Here is a 20,877-nt window from a genome sequence, read left to right on the forward strand (position 1 = left end):
TCCAAGTATCTCCAACAGGCTGATCCAATGACTCATCCGAATGCGCGTCTGCACAAACTGACCAGTAGCTCACTACGCATGAATAAAGGTGTCGTGGTGCTGTGTAGTCTGGCATCAGTGTTGGTCGGTCTCAGCATCTGGGGCCTGAACCGCATGGTCGCTGAACAGCGCGATGCAGTGCGTTATCACTTTGCCAGGCTGATGGAGAACATTGGTGAACAAGACGTTTTCCTCAGCGCTATCGCACAACAAAGTGCCAAGGGACTCACGCTGAATACCCAGCGGATACGCATGTCTGTGCAGGAGCCGATGTCGGAGCAAGGCAGCGGGGTTTACCGGGCTAAAGAACAGTCTTTTTCCCTCCCCTTCAGCGTCAAGATCAACCCGACATCGATTGAGCCGAGTGAGCGTCCCAAGGTATTCGCGCTGGGCGCGCACCTGGCCAGTTACTACAGCGCATTCTGGTCGGCCTCGCACTACCAGTCGCCCCAGGTATTTCTATTCAACGTCCCGGACAATTTTGACATCGCCGTGCCTGCCGCCGGGGAATTGCGTGGCGCCGGGCAAATTCAGGGGGGGACCTTTCAGCAGCTGCTAACCCAGGTGTTGCAACGCCTACAGAAGAAAAATCCGCAGCCGTTGGACAGTCAGGTTCACTGGGTTCGTTATGGTGAGCGGGCGGATAACGGCGTGGCTCCAACAGTGCTGGGCTACATCAACGTCAACCTGCCGGCGAGCCAGTTGGATATCGTAGGTGCCAGCCCGTGGGTGGTCGTGGCATCGCTGTTGAATCTGAGCCAGATCAACGACATCGAACGCATCATGGAATGGTCGATCTACGACCGCTTCAGTCTAACCGCGCCCAACGGCAGCCTGCTGGTCGGGACCGAGCCACCCGACCCGGCGCTGAGCGAAGGGCTTAACGTGCGCCTCGACGGTCTGGTGTTCAAGATTTCCAGCAAGGAGCCGCACCCGTGGACGGCGGTTTACGTGGTCGGTTTCAAGAGTTTTATCGATTACGCGTGGTGGCCGCTGCTCGGCGTCTTGACATTGATTATTGCGAGCATCGGTGGCGGCTGGGCCTTCAACCGCTGGTACAAAACCCGCGTGGTGCTGCCAGCCCATCAAGCGCATCAGAGCATCTCCGAAAGCGAGGCATTCAGCCGCGCGGTCATCGACGCTGCGCCGACCGGGTTGTGTGTGGTGCGGCGCAGTGATCATCAAATATTGCTGGCAAACCGGCGTATTCAGGAGTGGCAGCAAAGCGACCGATTGATTGCCGCCCTTGACCAGAAACACCCGCTGACCAGCCCTGGCCAGACCGACCTCGAAATCAACGGTCGGCATCTGCATGTGGGGGTGGTCGCTGCTCGTTACCATGGCGAGGACGTGTGGATCTGCGCATTCCATGACGTTACCCGGCATATCGATGATGCCGCAGCCCTGGAGCAGGCCTTGCGCGCGGCAGACTCGGCCAACGAGGCAAAAACACGCTTTCTCGCAACCATGAGTCATGAAATCCGCACGCCGTTGTACGGCGTGCTGGGCACGCTTGAACTGTTGGGTCTGACCGATCTCGGGCCGCGTCAGCAAGAATACTTGCGTACCATTCAGCGCTCTTCGGCGACCCTGTTTCAGTTGATCAGCGACGTGCTTGACGTATCGAAAATCGAATCAGGACAGATGACTATTGAAGCTCAGGACTTCTGCCCGCTGGAGCTGACCGAAGACACTTTGCGCGCCTACACTGCGTTCGCCGAGGCCAAAGGTCTGCAGCTATATGCCTGCATTGACTCGGCGATCCCTGACCGGGTGCAAGGCGATCCGCTGCGCATCCGGCAGATTCTGAATAATCTGCTGAGCAATGCGATCAAGTTCACCGATAACGGCCGCGTGGTATTACGACTGCGGCTGCTGGATCTCAACGCCGGCGGTGCTGATCTGCAATGGCAGGTCAGCGACTCCGGAATCGGTATTTCCCAGGCCCAGCAAAGTCAATTGTTCGACCCGTTTTATCAGGTGCGCGATGCCTCCAGCGAAGCCGGGGCGGGCCTCGGCCTGGCGATTTGCTGGTGGTTGTGCGAGCTGATGGCCGGACAATTGAAAGTGGTTAGTGAACCCGGACTGGGCAGCAGTTTCTCGCTGCAATTGCACCTCGCTTGCGCAGAGGGCCAGTTGAGCGATTGCCCCGAATTCGCGCCTGACACGCCGCCAATTTACGTGCAGGCCCCGACACCCGAACTGGCGCAGAATGTGTGCAGCTGGTTCAACCGCTTGGGTCAGGAAACACGCATCGTCGGCCTGGACACGAAACACCTGCCCGGCGCTTCCGCGCTGCTGCTGGATGTGCTGCCGTCCTCGCAAACCGCTTGGGCCTGCCCGCGCGTCATCGCCACGACCGCCGGAGCCAACCCGGCGGAATATACGGCTGAAGGCTGGTCGGTCGATGCGCATGACATCCGGGCAATGGCCTGGGCGGTCAGCTTCGCGCAACAAGGCGTGGGGGGACGACGCCGGACTGCACTGACGGAACAGGCTCGGCGCCTCAACCTGAATATCCTGATTGCCGAAGACAACCCGATCAATCGAGCGATCATCAAAGAGCAGCTGGAGGCGCTCGGTTGCACGGTGGTCGCCACCGCCGATGGCGAACAAGCTCTTCATCAATGGCTGCCGGGCTTGTTCGACATGTTGCTGACCGACGTCAACATGCCCGTGATGAATGGTTATGAGCTGGCCAAAGCGCTACGCAAGAACGATGCGGATTTACCGATCATCGGCGTTACCGCCAATGCCCTGCGCGATGAAGGTGAACGTTGTGCGGCGGTGGGCATGAATGCCTGGTTGGTCAAACCATTGAACCTGCACACGCTGCGTACGCAATTGCTGAAGCACTGCAAAGCGGCCAACCCTTTGCCCTTAGTTGAGTCGGAACAGCTTTCGCATATCGCGCCGCTCCCCGATCGGCCACAGTTGTCGCCAGCAATGCGGGCCTTGTTTTTCAGCACCATGCAGCGCGACATCGACAAGGTCACAGCATCACTTCGGGACAGCGACGCGGCTGCGCTAGGCCGTCATTTGCACAGCATGGCCGGAGCTTTGGGCGCCGTGCAGGCCGGCAGCCTGGCTGACGCGTGCATCAGCCTTGAGAGCTGCCTGGATGGTCGCCCTCTAACTCCTGCCTTGGCTACCGAGGTCAGCTCTCTGCTGGAGCGACTGACAGCAATGCTCGACGCGTTAGCGTAATCCATATGCATTTAACAACAAATCAGGGAGCGCCGAACATGGCAAAACTCAACGTCGTGATCGCTGATGATCACCCCATCGTATTACTGGGTGTACGTGAGCTGATAGAGCGCGATGAGCGGTTTAACGTCGTGGGTGAAGCGGTGGGTTCGAACGAGCTGATCGAGCTGCTCAAGCATCAATCCGTTGACCTGGTAATCACTGACTTCAACATGCCCGCTGATTCGCCTTACGGCGATGGCCTGAAGCTGGTGGAATACCTGCGGAGGCATTTTCCCGATGTGAAAGTGCTGGTACTGACCATGATCTCCAGCCCGTTGATCCTGACTCGCCTGCATGAATTGGGCGTGGTCGGAGTCATTCAGAAAAGCCAGTTGCATGAGGAGGTTCAATTGGCATTATTAGCCGTGGCCCAAGGTCGCCCATTCAATAGCGCCAAGCCAGCGCCGACGTGCGTGAGAGCTCCAAATGTGGCCTTGGATGAAAGGCTCTCGAGGCTGTCGCCCAAGGAATTCGAAATCCTGCGCATGTTCATCGCCGGACAAAGTGTCACAGCGATTGCCCGCAGCCTGTCCCGCAGCGCAAAAACCATCAGTACGCAAAAGATCGCCGCCATGCGCAAGCTGGATGTCTCCAGTGATCAGGATCTGCTGACGTATTGCCTGGAAAACAACGTTTTCAACTGAGGCTGGTCCGTCAGCCGAATTCAATCGACAAAAAAGGCGTTCACCTGGATCAGCGTGAACGCCTGCATCGAACTGTGAGTTCGCGATCAATCTATTCAAAGATTGGTTTTCTTTGCAGTACTTTTGCCACCGGGCAAGGCAGCGTCACGCCGTTGCGCCCGTTCGTAACTCTGCTCGCGCTCGAGCATTTGGTATTTGGGCACTTCCGACCAATTCCTCAGTGCCTCGTTGGAGAGCCACGCCATTGCGCAAGCAAAGACGATCAACTTCATGGTGATGACCATAGAAGCGGAGATGGGTTATTCCCAAGCAGAAGGTTGATAAAGAGAACGCAGGTTACTCACCAGGCATTGGGGCAGTTGTTTGGTCAGGGCCTCTTCTCACGGCGGCATGGCGGTACCGGGGATGCCGTTGCGCAGGACCATTTCCAGATAGTCAGTGTTGCTTTGTTTGAGCTGAAAGTTGGCCGGGCGCGGCGCCAGGCTGCGAGCACCGGGCCATCGCCCTGCCCTGTTTCGCCGTGGCAGCTGCTGCAGTTTTTCTCGAACAGCACGGCGGTCTGCGCAGTGTTCTCACCGGCAGAGGTCAGCGACGAGGCTTGCGCGATATGCAGGCTCTGTACGTACACGGTCAACGCGGCGAGCGTTGAGTTGTCGAGATCGCGCCCCCCCGGCATCGAGCTGCCATAGCGACCGCTGCTATACGTGCCGGGTTGAAACTGGCAGCACGCAAATCGGCCGGTCTCGGAAGCAGCAACGCGGCTCCCGGCGCGTCACCGGCACCCGTCGCACCGTGACAAGCCGTGCAATTTTGCTCGAAGGCGGTTTTTCCGGCGGCCAGCGCTGCCGAGTAATCTCCCTGATTGTCTAGTAGAGCGAATCGAGCACCGCGCTATCCAGGCGCGCCTGGGTCGAGATCGCCTGACGTCATGCTACTAGCTTGGACGCATGCATGCTGTCGGCATGACCCGCGGCCATTGGTGCAGTCGCCGTCTCATCGTCGAACCGGAGACAATCCTTGGCCGCCCCAGCGCTAGCAGATACGCCACCAAACTTAGCGCATGGGCAGCTGGTTCTATAGCATCGCCTTCAAACAACCATGGATACCCCGGCATCACCGATTCATCAACGACAAAGCGCGGGCTGAACAGATGGGTGTGCTGCCAATCGTTACTGCGCACGCCCGACTCACGCGCCAGATCCGGGCCGATGCGCCGCGTGCCCCACAGTTGTGGATAATCAAAACGGGTTTCCCAGGCCTGCGTCGGCGCGCCCCAGCTGGTAACGTCCTCAGCGACTAACCGAACCTGCTGTGTATGGCAATAACCGCAGCTCTCACGGCCGTATAAGCTTCTGCCCCGTTTTTCCTGTGCGGTGTAATCAGCCATGTCGGCGGGCGCGCGCATCCATTTCCTTTTGCAGTGCCTCTCCGGGCAAGATCCCCAGCAAGTAGAACGACGACGCAAAAAGCCAATGTCAGCAATAAATACGACCAGGTAAATGCTGTTGAAAACACGGTGTCTATTCGCCGTTTGCATACGTCATGCTCCTACCGTGGCGCTATTGAAGCGAATGTCTGCGACTGCGCAAGTAGCCGATCGCGGGCCTGTGGTCAGCCCGTTGAAAAACAACACAAAACCTGTGAGCAAAGGCACCGCAGATATGTCTCGCAGCCACCAGTAGGCAAGTGATGCGCGTACCGAAACTATCCATGGCGCGCTGCTGGCCCATGTTGCACCTGCACCAGTCCTCCGGCCGTCAACGTAATGAACATCAGTAAAAGGCCGGCGGTAATCAGCCAGAAGGCTCAGTTCATGGCGGCGGCGTTGTAGCGCGTGCGCGGTATCCGCTGCCAAGCATGGGCGATGCCGCCAGCGGCGATGAAGGTGGCGAAACCGAGCATCGCAAGGTGCGATGACCAGTGACCCAATCGGGAAAATGCGTCAGGCGATTGACTGGCATCAGAGCCTAGAAGGCGCCCTGCAAGCTGACCAGCAAGTAGAAAATGATGCCGGTCCAGACGAACCGCAACGGCATGTCACTGGCGACCTTCGCGGCCTGCCCGCGCAGTGACATCAGCAAATTGAACACCACGAGGAAAACATCCATTCCCAAGTACACCGAGGGAATGATCGCTACTTTCTGCGCATCCATCGGCACTGCTGAATAGACATATGGTGTGTGCCGCTCTACGGGGAGAGTCCATCGTCCACGTAAGCGCCTGCCTGGACATAAGGCTGACCGAACCGGCACCGGTTGCAAGGCTAAGCAGGCGTCTGCGGTTGATCTTCAAGAAAGCGTCGCCTGTATTCATGTTTACTCACTTCGCCGACAAAGTGCCCACAGGAGGGATTTTGCATTTAAAACAATCTGACGTTCATCCTGAAAAATACGAAATTTTCCCCTCCGCCAAACAGATTAAGTTGGAACCTTGCCCCCTCCATCAGACGAATCCGAAACCACGTGACGCATGAGAAAAAAGATCATTAAAGGTAACTTTTAATTCTGGATTACGTCGCAGCATCCTCGATCAGAAACGATCAATAAGAATCGTCTGATCCAACTTTCCCCATCCCTTGTCTATATTTCAAATTGTGTTTTACAACACAATATATTTCGATCTAATGGATATGAACATGAAAAATCTTTCGCTGACACTTCTGACACTTTCGATGCTTGCCGCTGCAGGCCAATCGTTCGCTGCAGAGCCGACCAACGCTGGCAGCGGCACCATCAACTTCACCGGCACCGTCAACAATGATGCGTGCTCCATTGAAGATGCAGGCGTGGGCAAAACTATCTCGGTGGCGATGGGCGACGTTTCCATCAAGGACATGGGTACCGCAGACGCTCCTAAAGGCAGCGGCAAATTGAGTGCCGAAAACTTCGACATGAAAATCAACTGCAACGCCGGCACCAAGGTATCAATGATCTTCGAACCAACTAAGGGCGCAGGCACAGGCATCGTTCCCGGCACTAAAGTGCTGAAACTAATCACCGGTATTGGCGCGGCGCAGGGTATAGGTATTGCATTGCTCGATGACAAAGGCACTCAGATCGACCTGAGTTCCCCAACTGCAGCAAAAATTGAAAACAACCTGCAAGACAGCAACACCACGCTGAAATTCTCCGCCGCTTACGTGACCACTGGCGATCCTAAAACAGCTGTTGCCGGTCGTGCCGACGCCACCCTGCCGTTCACTCTGCAATACGAGTAATAAACGGATCGGGCTGACACTGCGCGGGACGTAAGAGTCCCGCCTTTTTTTATAGCAGGCATTTCTCTATGTTTAATCGACGCTTTTTTTCCTTGTGCATGGGACTGCATTGCGCGCTGATAGCGACGCAAGCCTGCGCCGGCATTTCGCTGAGTGCGACGCGACTGGTATTCGACGGCGAACACAGAGAAGTTAGCATCAAAGTTCGTAACAATGGCGACGACTTGTTGATTCAGTCCTGGATAGATAGTGACGGCTCCACCGCTGCCTCTGCTCCTTTTGCGGTGACACCGCCGCTGGCAAAAATACTGGCCAAGGAGCAGCAACTTCTTCGGGTCATCTATGAAGGCACCGGCATGCCGACTGACAAAGAGTCGGTGGTGTGGCTCAACGTGCAGGAAATTCCTCAGGCCGCCAAGACTCAAAACACCTTGCAACTGGCAGTACGCCAGCGCATCAAAGTGTTCTACAGACCGCTAGGGCTTGCCTCCAAATCTTACTTCGCGCCAAAAGAACTGCTGTGGCAAATAGGTGAACAAGACGGTCACGCCTTCTTGAAAATTACCAATCCTAGTGTCTATCACGTCTCGATGTCGGACATTGCGGTGCAATCCGGTGCAACAACCGAGCATGTTGTCGATTCGATGATGATTGCCCCGGGCGAAACTAGATCCTTCATGCTTAAAGGCGCGAAGAGCTACCGCTATTCAATATTGAATTTCTCCAGCATTAACGATTACGGCGCACAAGACTATTATACGGCAACGCTTAATAGCAATAGCGCAGTAAGCGCCACAGCGGTGCAAAAGAACACACAATGAACGCTGTACACATATCGATACTTTCCTGATTCAAACAAAGAATTGATTTTTCGTCCTCTATAGCAATAAAGGGCTGGGCATGTATTTATTCCCACGCAGCAGACCCACTTCCAATATAAATCGATGCACCTCATTGAATACGCGACTCAACGCGCTCTATCTGGCAATGATTGTTGGCCTCCCCCAACTTGCAAATGCCGAGGAATCTGCGGCAGCACCCGCGCCAAGACAGCCCGATCAGTTCAACACGTCGTTTTTGCAAGGTGCCGGATCGGGCGTAAATCTGGATTTGCTGTTGTCGGCCAACCGCGTATTACCCGGCAATTACCGGGTTGATGTTTACAGTAATGAAGTAATGGTCGGTCGTCGCGATATCGATTTTCGTCGCGTTCAAAGTAACGGCCGGGTTGAACCCTGTCTGACCCTGGACCTGCTGCAACAGTTGGGCATCGATATGAGCCGACTGGAAGCCGCCGGCCAGCTATACCGCGACGCGCCTAAGACCTGTTACGACTTGTCGAGTCTGATCGATCAGGCCTCGGTCAAGTACGACCCTGCCCGCCTGCGTCTGTTGATCAGCGTGCCGCAGATTGCCATGCAGCGCGGGATGCGCGGTTACGTCGATCCTGCCTTGTGGGATGCCGGCGTATCCGCCGCGTTCGTCAATTATCAGATGAGCAGCAACCGAAATAACACCGACAATGGCACCACGATTTCGAACAACTTGGGATTGCGCAACGGTATCAACTTGGGCGCCTGGCGTCTGCGCAATGAATCGAACTTCAGCAGCCGCACCGGCCAACCCGACGCTTTCCACAGTAACCGCACTTATCTTCAGCATGACGTTACCGCGTTAAAGGGTCAGTTCAGCGCTGGTGATATTTTCTCTGATTCGCAACTGTTCGACAGCGTGCGCTATCGCGGCCTCAAATTGAGTTCCGATGAAGGTATGCGCGCCGACAGCGAGCGGGGTTATGCGCCGGTGATTCGTGGTGTGGCGGAAAGCAATGCGACGGTCGAGATCCGGCAGAACGATTACATCCTTTACACGACGAACGTGCCGCCGGGGCCGTTCGAGATCAACGATATTTACCCAAGCGGCTCCAACGGTGACCTGCAAGTAACCATCATCGAGGCCGATGGCCGCCGACGCGAGACCGTACAGGCGTTTTCAAGCCTGCCAATCATGGTGCGCAAGGGCCAGATCAACTACAGCGTTTCGGCCGGCGAATACAAAAGTAATACCGAAGGTCTGGCCTCGCCAGAATTTATCAGCAGCACCTTGGCCTACGGCATGAGCAGCAACATGACCGGTATCCTTGGCGTGCAGTCCAGCGACAATTTCAACGCGATGTCCCTGGGAATGGGCCGTAACACTTCCTTCGGTGCGGTGTCTTTCGACGTCACCCACTCCTCCAGCCAGGCGCGTGGACAGACCCTCCAGGGCAACAGCCTGCGAATGCTATACGCGAAGACCTTCACCGGCACTGACACCAACTTCACCCTCGCCGCCTATCGCTACTCCACCGAAGGTTATCGGACCCTGACCGATCACATCGAAGATGAAAGTGCCACAGAGCAACGGCGCGGCAACTCGAAAACGCGTACCGACCTGACCGTCAGCCAAAGCCTTGGACGCAACCAGCAATTCGGTAATCTGTACCTCAATGCAACCGATCAGCGCTATTGGGGGCGTGGCGGATCGCAAAGCCTATCTGCCGGTTACAGCAACAACTGGCGTGATCTGACGTATAACCTCGGGGTGACGCACACCAAAGACGTAGGCACTTCCGGTCCGTCGAACAACGACACGCAGTTGAACCTCTCGCTGTCGTTCCCGCTAGGCTCAACCCCGCGCGCACCGCGCGCATTCCTCTCGACCACCAGCCAGAAATCCGGAGACAACACCCAATTGGGCGTGAACGGCTATTTGTCGGAGGACAGCGAAACCTATTATTCGGTGCAAGCGGGCAGCAACAGCAACGGCGGCAACTCGGGGTCCGGGAGCATCAGCTCGCGTAATTCTTTTGTCGACGTCAACGCCGGCTACAGTCAGGGAAACGATTACACCTCGCAGAACCTTAGTTTGTCGGGTGCTGTCGTCGCGCATGCCGGCGGTATCAACCTGGGCCAGACACTCGGCGAAACCTTCGCCCTGGCCGAAGTGCCGGGCGTACCGGCGGGCGTCAAGATCAGCAGTTACAGCGGCACCGAAACCGGCCGCAATGGTTTTGCCGTGATCCCCAACACTCAACCTTACCGGGTCAACTGGATCAGCCTCGACACCCGCAACCTGGGCGCCGATGTTGAGATCGAAAACGCCACCCAGCAAATTGTGCCGCGCCGCGGCGCCGCAGTTCTTGTGCACTACCTTTCGCAAACCGGGCGTCGTGTGCAATTCGAGCTGTTCGACTCTGCTCACAACCGCTTGCCGTTTGGAGCTGCAGTAGAAGATGCCGCTGGAAAGCAGATCGCGATTTCCGACCCTACCGGCAAGGCCTTGGCGCTGGTGCAAGACCAGAGTGGTACGCTCACGATCAAGTGGGCCGACAAGCAATGTCAGGCGAGCTACTCACTTCCCGAGCGCGACAAGGCGCACAATTACGAACGCGCAGAGCTGATCTGCAAACCCTGAGACCTGATCCGCGTGATCACACTGACGCCGGCAAGTTGTACTTGCTGGCGTCTTGCGTTATGCCGGTCACAGACCAACAATACCCATGAATAATGGTGGCAAACGTTGGTAGCAAGGATTCATGGGGGCGTGTTCAGTGCGTGCGGGAAAACAGCATCGTTAAAGGTAAACAACTTCAATTATCAGCGTTGCGCTGTAGCTTCTGACGGCCGGCATTACCTGTGTGCCCTGCTCGGGCTTGACAGACAACTGGAGATTCAATATGGCTATGCACTGTAGATCAGTGGTTCATCAAGACTTTTATCCATTTGCAGGGCGGTGCGAGTCACATCGCTGTAGCGGATTTTCAAGCCCAGATTGTCCAGAAAAATAGTCGGCGTCATAAGCGCCACTGCTGGAGGTCAGGAGCAACTTCACCCTTCTGCCTTGAGTACACCGTTAAACTTGTGGCACTCAGAGCCAAAGAGCTCCGATATCAGAATAGGCGCGCGGGGGTGCATATGCGCTAACACTGCATGTGAGATTCCTTTCATTCGGCTAGCGGCTTATCACACAGTAACGCGCTCCATCTTGACAGTGCTGCCGTATTTGTTGATGTAACTGAGCACTATCGTGTCGCCGTTATAAGCGTTTGCGCAAACTTCAATGTCACGCCCGGCTGATTGCTTCAGGCAAGACTTTGTTCGGAATGTTGTGAACCAGAAACTCACTGACCATCACATTGCAGCCGGATGGGTTAGGCACACTGAGTGTGCCGGCACCCGCTGACCACAAAAGTTGCTGAACGGTCCCTTTAAAAGACCCCTTTTAACTCCGTTGGTCGATAAAACAACTTGATGGTGGTCTTCCGAGCAATCTGCAATACATTATGATTTTTCTGATTTGTGCCGACAGCCAGGATCGCCTTGACGTTGACAAACAACAGACTTTCTTTGTGATTCGGCAAGTTTTGCGTATTGGCGGCAATGATTCGCAGGATGTTCTGACTTTGGCAGTCAGGCGAAACAATGGCGGGGTAATGATGAACTCACCAGCGCTGGTATCCCGTTTGTCATAGGGACTCACCCAGGACTGGATCAGATAGGGAGAATCATCATTGGCATTGGCCAGTGACAGATTCGCCTCTTACTCCGGCCCCTCATAAATCACTAGCGCAGTGCCCACCTTAACACCAGGAATTGTGGCTGCCATAACCACGAACATAAGAGGTTGTGACGTCAAAGGTGTTGGACTGAGGACGCAATACGTAGTCGGTGCTGGCCGTGTTCAGTGGCACTTTGGAAGCGGTACGCGCACCGTTGATTTGAATGTAAATGCCCACTATATGATTTGCGCCGGCGCTGTTCATACCGAGAATAGTCAAATCAGTTACCGATTGCTGACCACTGAAGGCGATTGCGGCCTTGTTAATAGTCGCCGTGCTGCAGTTCTCAACCGAGATGGAAAACGGTAAGGCCCCGGTGGTAGCACCGACAGTGTCGGCAAAGTCAGCAAGGCTGAACCTGGCTCATATCTACCGACTTCTTAACGTTTTTACTGTTAATGGCGCAGCGTTGTCATTGATCGAACAGATGAACTCAGCTTGTCCATCCGATGCTTGCGCACTGGCCGCGACCATCAGCAAAAGAAGTGATCAGCCACACAGTGTCGTACACTTACAGTTTTTCTGAACCATGAACGTTGCTCCAAACGATATTTAAATACATGTCAGTGTTTGACTTCCTGCCTCACGGCTTGCCGCAACAGGTGTACATGTAATCAGGTGCAGGGGTATACAGCAGCGCTCGTAACCTCATGGGTTACCTAGCGTCCGCTCCCGCTGCGCCTAAAGATGCGCTGATGACACGCTAAGGCCATCGAACCTGCGTCCAGAGCGACCTACAGTATTACCACCCCGGCGCGTACGACTTCGAAACAGTGCTTCTGCGAATCGGGGTTCTGGGCGAGCCATCAGCCGCGCGATCGGCTGAAAACCACCCGCGGGGCGGTCGCTCTGGTCGATTTCTCCAATAATCAGCTGCTCTATAGAGATCAAAATTCAAAAACTAAAATGCATCCACAAAGCCTAGGTAACTCAATGTTGTGGTTGATTTTATACTTACTTATGATTCGGCGGAGTATCGCTCTGTGCTCGCCGAGCTTCGTTTTCCCTTCTGTGATTCATAATGTCTAGTCTGGCACCCCAAGCGAGGGTAACGACTCCAAAAACAACCAACAGAATCACTTGAGCCTTGAACATAGCTGCCTCTTAATGAATGAATAACTTAGCCAGCAATTGCAGTTCTCGCAATTAAGCTATTAGAGTATATTTTGTCGACTGACGGATCCGGTATCTACGCTAAATAGCGAATTTTAAATCGAACGGCGTGACGCATCTAGTTGTAGGAAGTGTCGGCGCCGAAGCGACCACCGACTAGCAATCAAGAATTTAAATATATGAAACCAAAACTCAGCCGTTGTGCACTTTTAGCGAGCATGCACATCCACGCATTGTAAGATATGCAAATTTACTCCTGAGTAACTATGCCTGCATTGCAACTTGCGGATTTAAGTATGCAAATCGCGACAAATTATTAATTTGTATTGAGTCTACTGCAGGTACCAATTTTTCTTTGCAAGCAGTAAAATGGATATATATAAACAAAATAAAATACACCCATAACTCATTCAATCGGATAGATTCTAGTCGATGTATAAATTTTCTTAAATACAGGTAACCTACACGCTGATTCGTACGACGGTCTCACCTGTACTGCCTCAATCCACAGGAAAATCACTAACGATGAAATTTCCCCTGCTCAAAAATCATGAAATCCATTTCCGGTCCCCGGTAAAGGAAATGGTCAACCATCGTGTTATTTCCGGCTCCCCAAGCTTCGCGGAAATATCCTCCCGCAACGCATCTAGCTTCCCCACATCCTGCAGTTGGTAATCTATCGGTAACACTACATGAATTTCAATGAAACGCGCACGACCATGCTTCTGCACATATGAAACGTAATCTAAAAAGCCATGCTCGACCTTAACCTCATCCATCACTCGGCGAACATCTTCGTCCAGTTGATCTGGGACAATCCCTAATACGTCACGTAACGCTGGCTTTAGAATTTTACACGCCGGCGCAATCATGCTTAAACCCAGTAAGATCAAGATTGATGGGTCAACATAGGCGGCCCAGGTGCCATAGCCGTAGGACTTGAGCAACAATGCGACAAGGAAGCTCGTCAGCAAGCCGATGGAAAGCATTGCATCTACTAGCCAACTAATGTTGTCGAACTGGATCAACGAAGATTTTAAGGTCCGATTCTGATAGCGGACGTAGAAGAAATATCCGAAACAGACTACGCTAAGTAACGTAGCAAAAGGAATCACCAAACTCAATTCGATCTCGCGCCCACCATTGATTATACCGAACATGCCGCTGAGGAAAGCGTAGGTCGCGATCAAAAACAAAAAGCTGCCTTCGATGAGTAGCACCATGGGCTCCAAGTGCCAAAAGCCGAACTGAAAGCGACGATTGCTTTGTTTAGCAATCAGTTGCGCGGTGATCAGCATCAAAACCTTGATGACGGTTGCAATCAACGAAAAAAAACCATCGAACAAAATCGATTGGGACCCAGAAAAAAAACCCGTAACGATTGCGGCAACTGCCACAGCAAACATCAGAATGGTCGATTGCTTGAGCAGTACCTGCTCAACTCGGTTACTCATGTAGCCTCCTGCGAAAATATTAAGTAGCCTCTAGCGCGGCTAAACACTTGAAGGCTAGTTTACATCACAAGCCTTCCGCACTTCTTGCAACATTTCATTAGTAAATATTTATAAGAATCGCCTGATAGACGCCCTCATAAATTTACACCATATGAGTCTAGCAGACAGCTTCACCATTAAAAGACTAGTGAATTATGCTCAATCAACCAGATGTTCGATGAGATGAGTCCGCAGCGCTCCGAACACTTCGAAGCCGCCAACTCGCGTCACTGCACCCGAGATGCTCTCTCACCCGCTAAAGGGCGGTGACGTGGTTCCATACGTTGAAAACGTACTTACGCGCTTTTACGGATAGTAGCCCGCCCATTAGTGAGTTGAATTACCTCATTAAATAATTGACAAGATTACCCGGAGACAACTGTATGAACGGAACCCGAAACGATCTACCGGATATTACCGCCTACCCTGCCTATCAAAAACTCACGCAGGGGCTGACAAGGCTGCCTTACCAACTATTTGCTGTTTGAACAGGAGGCGTTCGAGCTGGGCGTGGTTTACCTGGCGCAGCGCGGTGTAGTGGTCAACTAATCCCGGACACGACGTTAAGCTTTTCTTCGGCCCGAGCTGGCGCCAGCCCACCGTTGAATTGATGGGTCGAACCCAGTTGTACCGATGCATCAAGAAGTGGCTGATATCGCGCTGGGCTTCTTGAGCCGTTCTGTAGCCCGTGGTCGGTATCCATTCCGTGAACAGCTCACTGACCCGGCTACGCAACCGAAGCCGTTCAACATCGGGCGTGCGGCGGCGCAGGCGTCGGGCGTAGTAGCATGAGCGAGTGACGTCAAACACCTTGCACAGCCAATCAACTGGCTCATGGCGCTCAACTGGTCAATCAGCGCGAACGCTCGTGATCTTCCGACATCAAGAGCGCGGTAGCCTTTTTAGTATGGATTTCTCTCGCTCAAGCCGAGCGATCCGGGCCTCCAGTTCCTGAATTTTTTGCTGTTCTGGCGTCAGCGCCTTGCTCTGCGGGGTGATGCCTTTATGTTCTTTCTGAATCTGGTCAACCCAGCGGCGCAATGCCGACTCACCAATGCCGAGTGAACGGCTGGCTTCGATGTAGCTGTAGTTTTGTTTGAGCACGAGGTCGGCAGCCTCGCGCTTGAATTCAGGAGTAAAGGAACGGCGTTGTTTGGTCATCTGACACCTCGATCTGGCGAGCATTCTCGCCTAAATGGGTGTCCGGTTTCATTAGACCACTACAAACTGGATTTGTGCAGATAACCGCTGTTTGCACCGCTGCGGTCTGCACAGTCGGTAATGAACAAATTTTGGAGAGCATGCGCTTTGTTTTTCTAATCCAAACTCTTAATTTAAAAAGACTTATTGGAGCCATGAACATCTGACATCGCCCACTTGTTAAATCATGTGTTATGTCAGATATGTTCATGAGCAGCTTAAAGCACTGATTCGACAAGTACGCTTCTGGCGTTCACTCTCACAATGGACCATGTCCTTCGTGTTCATGGCGAGTCATTCAATGAGGGGCTGCCGTTGAAGCTGATTCAGTGCCGTTTCTCTTCAGGTCAGCGTGTACCGCTGCTGGTGCAAGTTGGTCACGCCGCGCCGTTGCCCTTAATCATTCCATTCATTTACGTCCAACTTGAACTCAGGCACCGTGCGTGCAACACGGCTGCGGCGCACCTGCGAGCGATCCAGGACGTCAAAGGCGTTGCATATGCATCAAATGGAACAGGCGCTGCCACCGTGTTTTTCAAGATAGCGCTGATGTTCTTCATCCGCCTTTTGAAATTCACCCAGTGGCAGGATCACCGTAGCCACTGGCTTGCCCAACTGGCCACTGGCATCCAGCTGCTGCCTGGCGACAAGCGCCAGTCGGGCCTGCTCGGCACTGTTGAAGAACAGCGCGGAACGGTATTTCGCCCCGACGTCCGCACCCTGTCGGTCGACTGACGTGGGATCGTGCAGTGTCCAGAAGTGTTCGAATCGAAGTCGACTTGCACGACTTCGATCAGGGTGGCGTCGCCCAGGTCTGACCGCGCAAACCCGACGCGTGTGTCGAGCACACCCGGCAATGCCCGGAATGAGGCTTCCGCCCCCCAGAAACAGCCGGCACCCAATGTCGCCTGCTCTGGCAGAACGTCGCCTGGAACATCACTCATGCGCGACCTCCTCCCCCTTTAGATATTGCAGGTGCAAATGCAACTGGGCGATATGCTCCGGGCCGATCCCACAGCATCCGCCGACAATGCTGGCCCCTGCGGCAACCCATGACTTCGACCAGTCCAGGTAGGACTCGGGGCCCAGATCGCGCCGAATGTCCAACAAATCGCTATTGGCCTCGGCTTTGGCACTGACAGGGGGGAAAGCATTGGCATAAACCCCCAGTTCGACAGGATGATCCAGGTTTTCAATCACCGCGCGTGCCTCAATCAAGGCCGCGGCCATCACTTCCGGCTGGCTGCAATTGAAGAGCACCGCCTTGGCCCCCAGCTCAGCCGCCACGCGAACCGCATCGGCAACGGCCTCGTTTGAGCGTAATCGCGGTTCCCGACCCTCTTCGTCCGACAGCGTGAATGACACCCAGAGTGGCGCGGGATCCGTTCCGAGGGCTTCGACCACCGCCCGCACTTCAGCAATGGAGCTTTGCGTTTCGGCCAGCCAAACATCGACGTGCGTTCGCAATCCGGCAATGAGTTCGCGGTGGATCGCTACTGAACGCTGATGATCGAACAGATCCGGCCGGTACGACCCCAACGCCGGCGGCAACGACCCGGCCACGGTGACCGCATCGGTACTTTCGTCGGCGGCCTGCCGCGCCAGCCGTCCGGCGCGCTCAGCCAGCGCTCTTCCCTGCTCGGCAAATCGCTCGTCGCCAATATGAAAAGGCACCACCGCATAGCTGTTGGTGGTGATGATCCGAGCGCCCGCTGTCACGAACGCCTGATGCGCCTGCAGCACATACTCGGGCGCTTCGATCAGCGCGAGGGCCGACCATTCCGGTTGACGGAACGGCGCGCCGATTCGCTTCAACTCGCGTCCCATGCCACCATCGAGTACACGTACGTTCGCTCTGGTCATTGGGCTGAACTCACTTGCGGCGCCTGCGATACAAACCACTGGTCAACAGTAGAAGGGTTGGCCTGAACCCAAGCCTTGGCGGCGACGTCTGCTGGCTGTTTTTCCTTTTCGATCTTCTGGATCAGTCCGTTCAACTGTGCCGGGTCGATGGCGAAATTGTGCAGAAACTCGGCAATTTTCGGCGCGCGCTTTTGCAGTGCGGTGGAAGCCAGGACGTACACCTTGGCATCCGGGAAGGCGCAGGTGATGTGGCTCTTGTTCAGCCAGTCGGGATCGACGGTCGGGCTGACGAATTTCCAGCAGCCATCCGCCTTGTAGAGAGGATCTTCTTTTTTGTTGTCCTGGGCGTAGCCATCGAACGCGGGTTCTTCCAGGCGACGCAGATCATAGGCCGAGAAAATCCAGTCAGGGGTGTAGGCGTAGAACACCACGCCGCGTTGCGCCTTGTAAGCCGAGGCCAGTTTGGCGTAGGTCACCGAGGCTTCCGTCGACACGGATTCGAATTTATCGGCGAAGCCGTAATCCTTGGCCTTGATCTGGCCGATATACGTCGACTCCCAGCCCGCCGGCCCCACCAGCAGTTCAGCCTTGCCTCCGCCCACTGGCTCGAAGAGCTTGGCCACTTCCGGTTTTTTCAGGTCGTAGATCGATTTGACGCCGTACTTGTCTTGCAGATAACCGGGAATGTAGAAGCCTTGTTCGCCGGTATAAGGATGAGCATTGGGTACCAGTGAGCGGGTGCCTCCCGTGACGTACTTGGCCCAAGCCGCGGACTGATTGGGCAGCCAGATGTCAGTCAGCACATCCACAGAACCGTCGCCCTTGGCCGCCGCACTGAACAGCACCGGCACGTCCCCGGCCAGATACGACACATCACCGTCCAGACGGGTTTTGATCACCTCACCTAGAATGTGTTGAATGGCGATGGCTCCCGTCCAGTTCTGTTCGCCAATGACAATTTTGTCCTTGGCCATCACGCTGGCCGGCACGATCAGGGAAGCCAGCACTGCGGCCGCACTCAGGTTACGCAATAGATGTTTTGTCACGATAAGTCTCACAGTTCAGTTATGCAGATGGTCTTGCTTGCGCAAGCTCGATTGAATGATTCGATCGGGAATCAATGCACAAAGCACGATCGCCACGCCGGCCAGCACGCCCTCGCCGCCCTTGATATTGCGCAACGCCGTCATGACGTCGTAACCCAACCCTCCAGCGCCGATCAGGGCAGCCACCACCACCATTGACAGGCTCATGACAATGGTCTGATTGATCCCCAGCAACAGGGATCGTCGCGCCAGCGGCAGTTGCACCTTCACCAGGGTTTGCCAGGGGTTTGCTCCATGGGCGATTGCCGCTTCCACGGCATCCTTCGGGACTTCCTGAATGCCCAGGGACGTCAGACGAATCATCGGTGCCAGGGCGAAAATCACCGTCGCAATGACCGCCGGGGTCTTGCCCACGGAGAAGAACGCCACAGCGGGAATCAGATAGACAAAGGTCGGCAGGGTCTGCATGACATCCAGCAAGGGCGTGAGCAGCCTGCGGGCAAACGGCCGCTTCGCCAGCAGAATGCCGGTGGGTACGCCGATCACCAGTGCGATCAATACCGAAGAACCAACCAGCGCCAGGGTGGCAATCGTCCGCTCCCAAAACCCGAACAGGCCGATATACAACAACGCTGCGCTGCTGGTGAGCGCCAGGGCCAGGCCCGCCGAGCGCCAGGCCAGCAATATCAGCGCCAACGCACAAACCGGCCAAGGCAGCCAACCGAGCAGGTTTTCGATCCCTTCAATGACCGTGCGAACCGCAACGATCACGCCGACAAAAGCGCTCTCGAATGTCACCTGTGACCAACCAATAAAATCATCCAGGCTCTGTGCAGTCAGTAACAGCGCCTGGCGGCTGGCCGGGAACTGCAAGAACGCCTGGGTTGTATCGGGCGTCAACACGCGCCAGATCACCAATGCCTGACTGACCAGCAGCACCGCCAGCGGCAACGCCCAACTCGAAACGGCGCGCCGCACCGGTTGACGGCTCTGCGAATACGCGGTGAAACGACTGGCTGCCAGCACGGCCAATCCCACCACGACCGATATCCAGGATGCGCTCGCAATGCCTTGCACCGCAGTGGCCAGGGCCGCGAGTTCTGCGGCGAACCCGAGCCAGAACAACCCGCCTCTGCCCCGCGCCGCCAGCGCTGCCGGCCCGAGCAACAGGGCTTGCCAGCCGCGCAAGCCCGGCTGAACCGCTTGCTCCTTCGGTGCCGTTTCGGGAACCTGACGTACCGCGCCACCGGCATCGTGCAATACCGGTGCGGCTGGAAGGCAATCGCGGAAAAAATCCGCGACCTCAGCATCGGCCGGCGTCTCGAGCAGCTGTTTCGGGGTGCCCGACTGCACCAGACGCCCCTGGCGCAATACCGCTATCCGGTCAGCGAGACGTACCGCTTCGGCAGGATCGTGAGTGACCAGCAACGTGGTGATCCCGCGCTCGCGTACCAGCGCCAGAAAGTGGCTTTGCAGGTCTCGCCGGATGGTCGGATCCAGTGCGCTGAAAGGCTCGTCCATCAGGAGAATATCCGGATCAGTCACCAATGCTCGCGCGAGACCGACCCGTTGCTGCATACCGCCGGACAACTCGTGAGGATAATGCTCGCCCCATCCCTCCAGGCCCATCGCCTGTAACTGTCGGGTGGCCGCTGCGTGCCGGACGGCCTCGGATTCGCCGCGCAACTCCAGAGGCAGCGCAACGTTGTCCAGCACTGTGCGATGGGGCAAAAGACCAAAATGCTGGAACACCATGCCGATTCGCCGCGAGCGCAAATCCCGCAACGCTTTGTGGCTCAAGCCGCTGATAGCCTGACCTTCAATCAAGACCTCACCGCTGGTAGGTTCGATCAAACGATTGATATGGCGAAGCAAGGTCGATTTGCCGCTGCCGGAGGTGCCCATCAGGCACAGCACTTCGCCGCGCCGGACCTTCAAGCTGACATGGTTGACAGCCGGCAACGGCGACCCGTCTTTGCGCACATAAGCTTTAGTGACGCCTCGCAGTTCGAGGACAACATCGCCCTCCTCGGCGCTATCGTCGATGGGTGGGGCCAATCGCTCAGGCAAGTCGATCTGTACCGTTGCCAAAGAGGTTTGAATAAGTGTCACGAGGGCTCCGGGCAACGAACCGCTGACGGCCAGATATATGGCCGTTCCAGGGTAGAAAAAATGGACAGAAGCCTCAGGCGATGACCGCGGACGGGGTCGGCCGGAGGCAAAAAAAACGCCGCTAGCGAGGCGCTGCACGTTTCCTTTGCTAAAAGCTAAACGATCTTAAAAAGATTAAATAAATATCTTTTTGGAATGAGCTTAGGCCTTCCCACCCAGTTTTCCGGAGGTGCTTTTCAAAGCGATCTGGCTTTGCTGCGTGCCGACGGCTGGACGTGCTGCACACCGACAACGATCCTGT

At 55.3% G+C, this 20,877-nt stretch carries 14 protein-coding genes and 3 pseudogenes; 5 read left to right on the forward strand and 12 right to left on the reverse strand.

Features of this window, described 5'->3' with window-relative positions; all coding sequences use genetic code 11:
- Window positions 1–27 precede the first annotated feature (27 nt).
- The gene (locus J5M72_RS04160; RefSeq protein ID WP_207864202.1) at window positions 28–3,246 is read left to right on the forward strand and encodes a hybrid sensor histidine kinase/response regulator; all 3,219 of its coding nucleotides are present in this window, start codon (window positions 28–30) and stop codon (window positions 3,244–3,246) included.
- A 38-nt stretch (window positions 3,247–3,284) separates the two neighbouring features.
- On the forward strand, window positions 3,285–3,932 hold the full coding sequence (locus tag J5M72_RS04165; RefSeq protein WP_207864204.1) for a response regulator: 648 nt from the start codon (window positions 3,285–3,287) through the stop codon (window positions 3,930–3,932).
- A 95-nt stretch (window positions 3,933–4,027) separates the two neighbouring features.
- Here the strand turns inward: J5M72_RS04165 and J5M72_RS04170 are convergent, their stop codons facing one another.
- The 4 genes from J5M72_RS04170 to J5M72_RS28875 form a co-directional block, all read right to left on the reverse strand.
- Window positions 4,028–4,204 carry a hypothetical protein gene (locus J5M72_RS04170; protein ID WP_207864206.1) on the reverse strand — a complete coding sequence of 59 codons (177 nt, stop codon included), beginning with the start codon at window positions 4,202–4,204 and terminating at the stop codon, window positions 4,028–4,030.
- A gap of 662 nt (window positions 4,205–4,866) precedes the next feature.
- Window positions 4,867–5,337: a cbb3-type cytochrome c oxidase subunit II gene (locus J5M72_RS04180; protein ID WP_207864207.1), complete on the reverse strand. Its 471-nt coding sequence runs from the start codon at window positions 5,335–5,337 to the stop codon at window positions 4,867–4,869.
- Window positions 5,338–5,738: 401 nt separating this feature from the next.
- Entirely contained in the window at window positions 5,739–5,861 is a 123-nt protein-coding gene (locus J5M72_RS29150) for a hypothetical protein (protein WP_279382154.1), read from the reverse strand.
- 38 nt (window positions 5,862–5,899) lie between these two features.
- Window positions 5,900–6,085, reverse strand: coding sequence for a hypothetical protein (locus J5M72_RS28875; protein WP_243433202.1), 186 nt, complete (start codon window positions 6,083–6,085; stop codon window positions 5,900–5,902).
- A gap of 482 nt (window positions 6,086–6,567) precedes the next feature.
- Between J5M72_RS28875 and J5M72_RS04190 the strand changes: the two genes are divergently transcribed.
- The 3 genes from J5M72_RS04190 to J5M72_RS04200 all read left to right on the forward strand — a co-directional run bounded on the left by J5M72_RS04190 (window position 6,568) and on the right by J5M72_RS04200 (window position 10,605).
- Window positions 6,568–7,149: a fimbrial protein gene (locus J5M72_RS04190; protein WP_207864209.1), complete on the forward strand. Its 582-nt coding sequence runs from the start codon at window positions 6,568–6,570 to the stop codon at window positions 7,147–7,149.
- Window positions 7,150–7,217: 68 nt separating this feature from the next.
- Window positions 7,218–7,970 carry a fimbria/pilus periplasmic chaperone gene (locus tag J5M72_RS04195; RefSeq protein ID WP_207864211.1) on the forward strand — a complete coding sequence of 251 codons (753 nt, stop codon included), beginning with the start codon at window positions 7,218–7,220 and terminating at the stop codon, window positions 7,968–7,970.
- Window positions 7,971–8,136: 166 nt separating this feature from the next.
- On the forward strand, window positions 8,137–10,605 hold the full coding sequence (locus J5M72_RS04200; protein WP_243433210.1) for a fimbria/pilus outer membrane usher protein: 2,469 nt from the start codon (window positions 8,137–8,139) through the stop codon (window positions 10,603–10,605).
- A gap of 793 nt (window positions 10,606–11,398) precedes the next feature.
- On the opposite strand, the gene J5M72_RS28880 is transcribed toward J5M72_RS04200, so the two are convergent.
- From J5M72_RS28880 to J5M72_RS04240, 8 genes and pseudogenes are all read right to left on the reverse strand, one after another.
- Window positions 11,399–11,614, reverse strand: a complete 216-nt coding sequence (locus tag J5M72_RS28880) for a fimbria/pilus periplasmic chaperone (protein WP_347709514.1) — start codon at window positions 11,612–11,614, stop codon at window positions 11,399–11,401.
- Between the two features lie 156 nt (window positions 11,615–11,770).
- A pseudogene (locus tag J5M72_RS28890) lies at window positions 11,771–12,073 on the reverse strand (fimbrial protein); the annotation flags it as partial.
- A gap of 1,337 nt (window positions 12,074–13,410) precedes the next feature.
- Window positions 13,411–14,316: a cation transporter gene (locus tag J5M72_RS04215; protein WP_207864215.1), complete on the reverse strand. Its 906-nt coding sequence runs from the start codon at window positions 14,314–14,316 to the stop codon at window positions 13,411–13,413.
- Window positions 14,317–14,896: 580 nt separating this feature from the next.
- Window positions 14,897–15,516: pseudogene (locus J5M72_RS04220) on the reverse strand (transposase).
- A gap of 543 nt (window positions 15,517–16,059) precedes the next feature.
- Window positions 16,060–16,499, reverse strand: a pseudogene (locus J5M72_RS29240) (peptide-methionine (S)-S-oxide reductase).
- Entirely contained in the window at window positions 16,492–17,418 is a 927-nt protein-coding gene (locus tag J5M72_RS04230; protein ID WP_207864217.1) for a homocysteine S-methyltransferase family protein, read from the reverse strand. The pseudogene J5M72_RS29240 and the gene J5M72_RS04230 overlap by 8 nt, the downstream one beginning before the upstream one ends.
- A complete protein-coding gene (locus tag J5M72_RS04235; protein WP_243433212.1) occupies window positions 17,415–18,392 on the reverse strand; it encodes a glycine betaine ABC transporter substrate-binding protein in 978 nt (325 codons plus the stop codon). The genes J5M72_RS04230 and J5M72_RS04235 overlap by 4 nt, the downstream gene beginning before the upstream one ends.
- An 87-nt stretch (window positions 18,393–18,479) precedes the next feature.
- Window positions 18,480–20,540, reverse strand: a complete 2,061-nt coding sequence (locus J5M72_RS04240; protein ID WP_207864517.1) for an ATP-binding cassette domain-containing protein — start codon at window positions 20,538–20,540, stop codon at window positions 18,480–18,482.
- Window positions 20,541–20,877: the final 337 nt, after the last annotated feature.

This window comes from Pseudomonas sp. 58(2021) (genome assembly GCF_017491585.1).
GTDB classification, from domain to species: domain Bacteria; phylum Pseudomonadota; class Gammaproteobacteria; order Pseudomonadales; family Pseudomonadaceae; genus Aquipseudomonas; species Aquipseudomonas fluorescens_BT.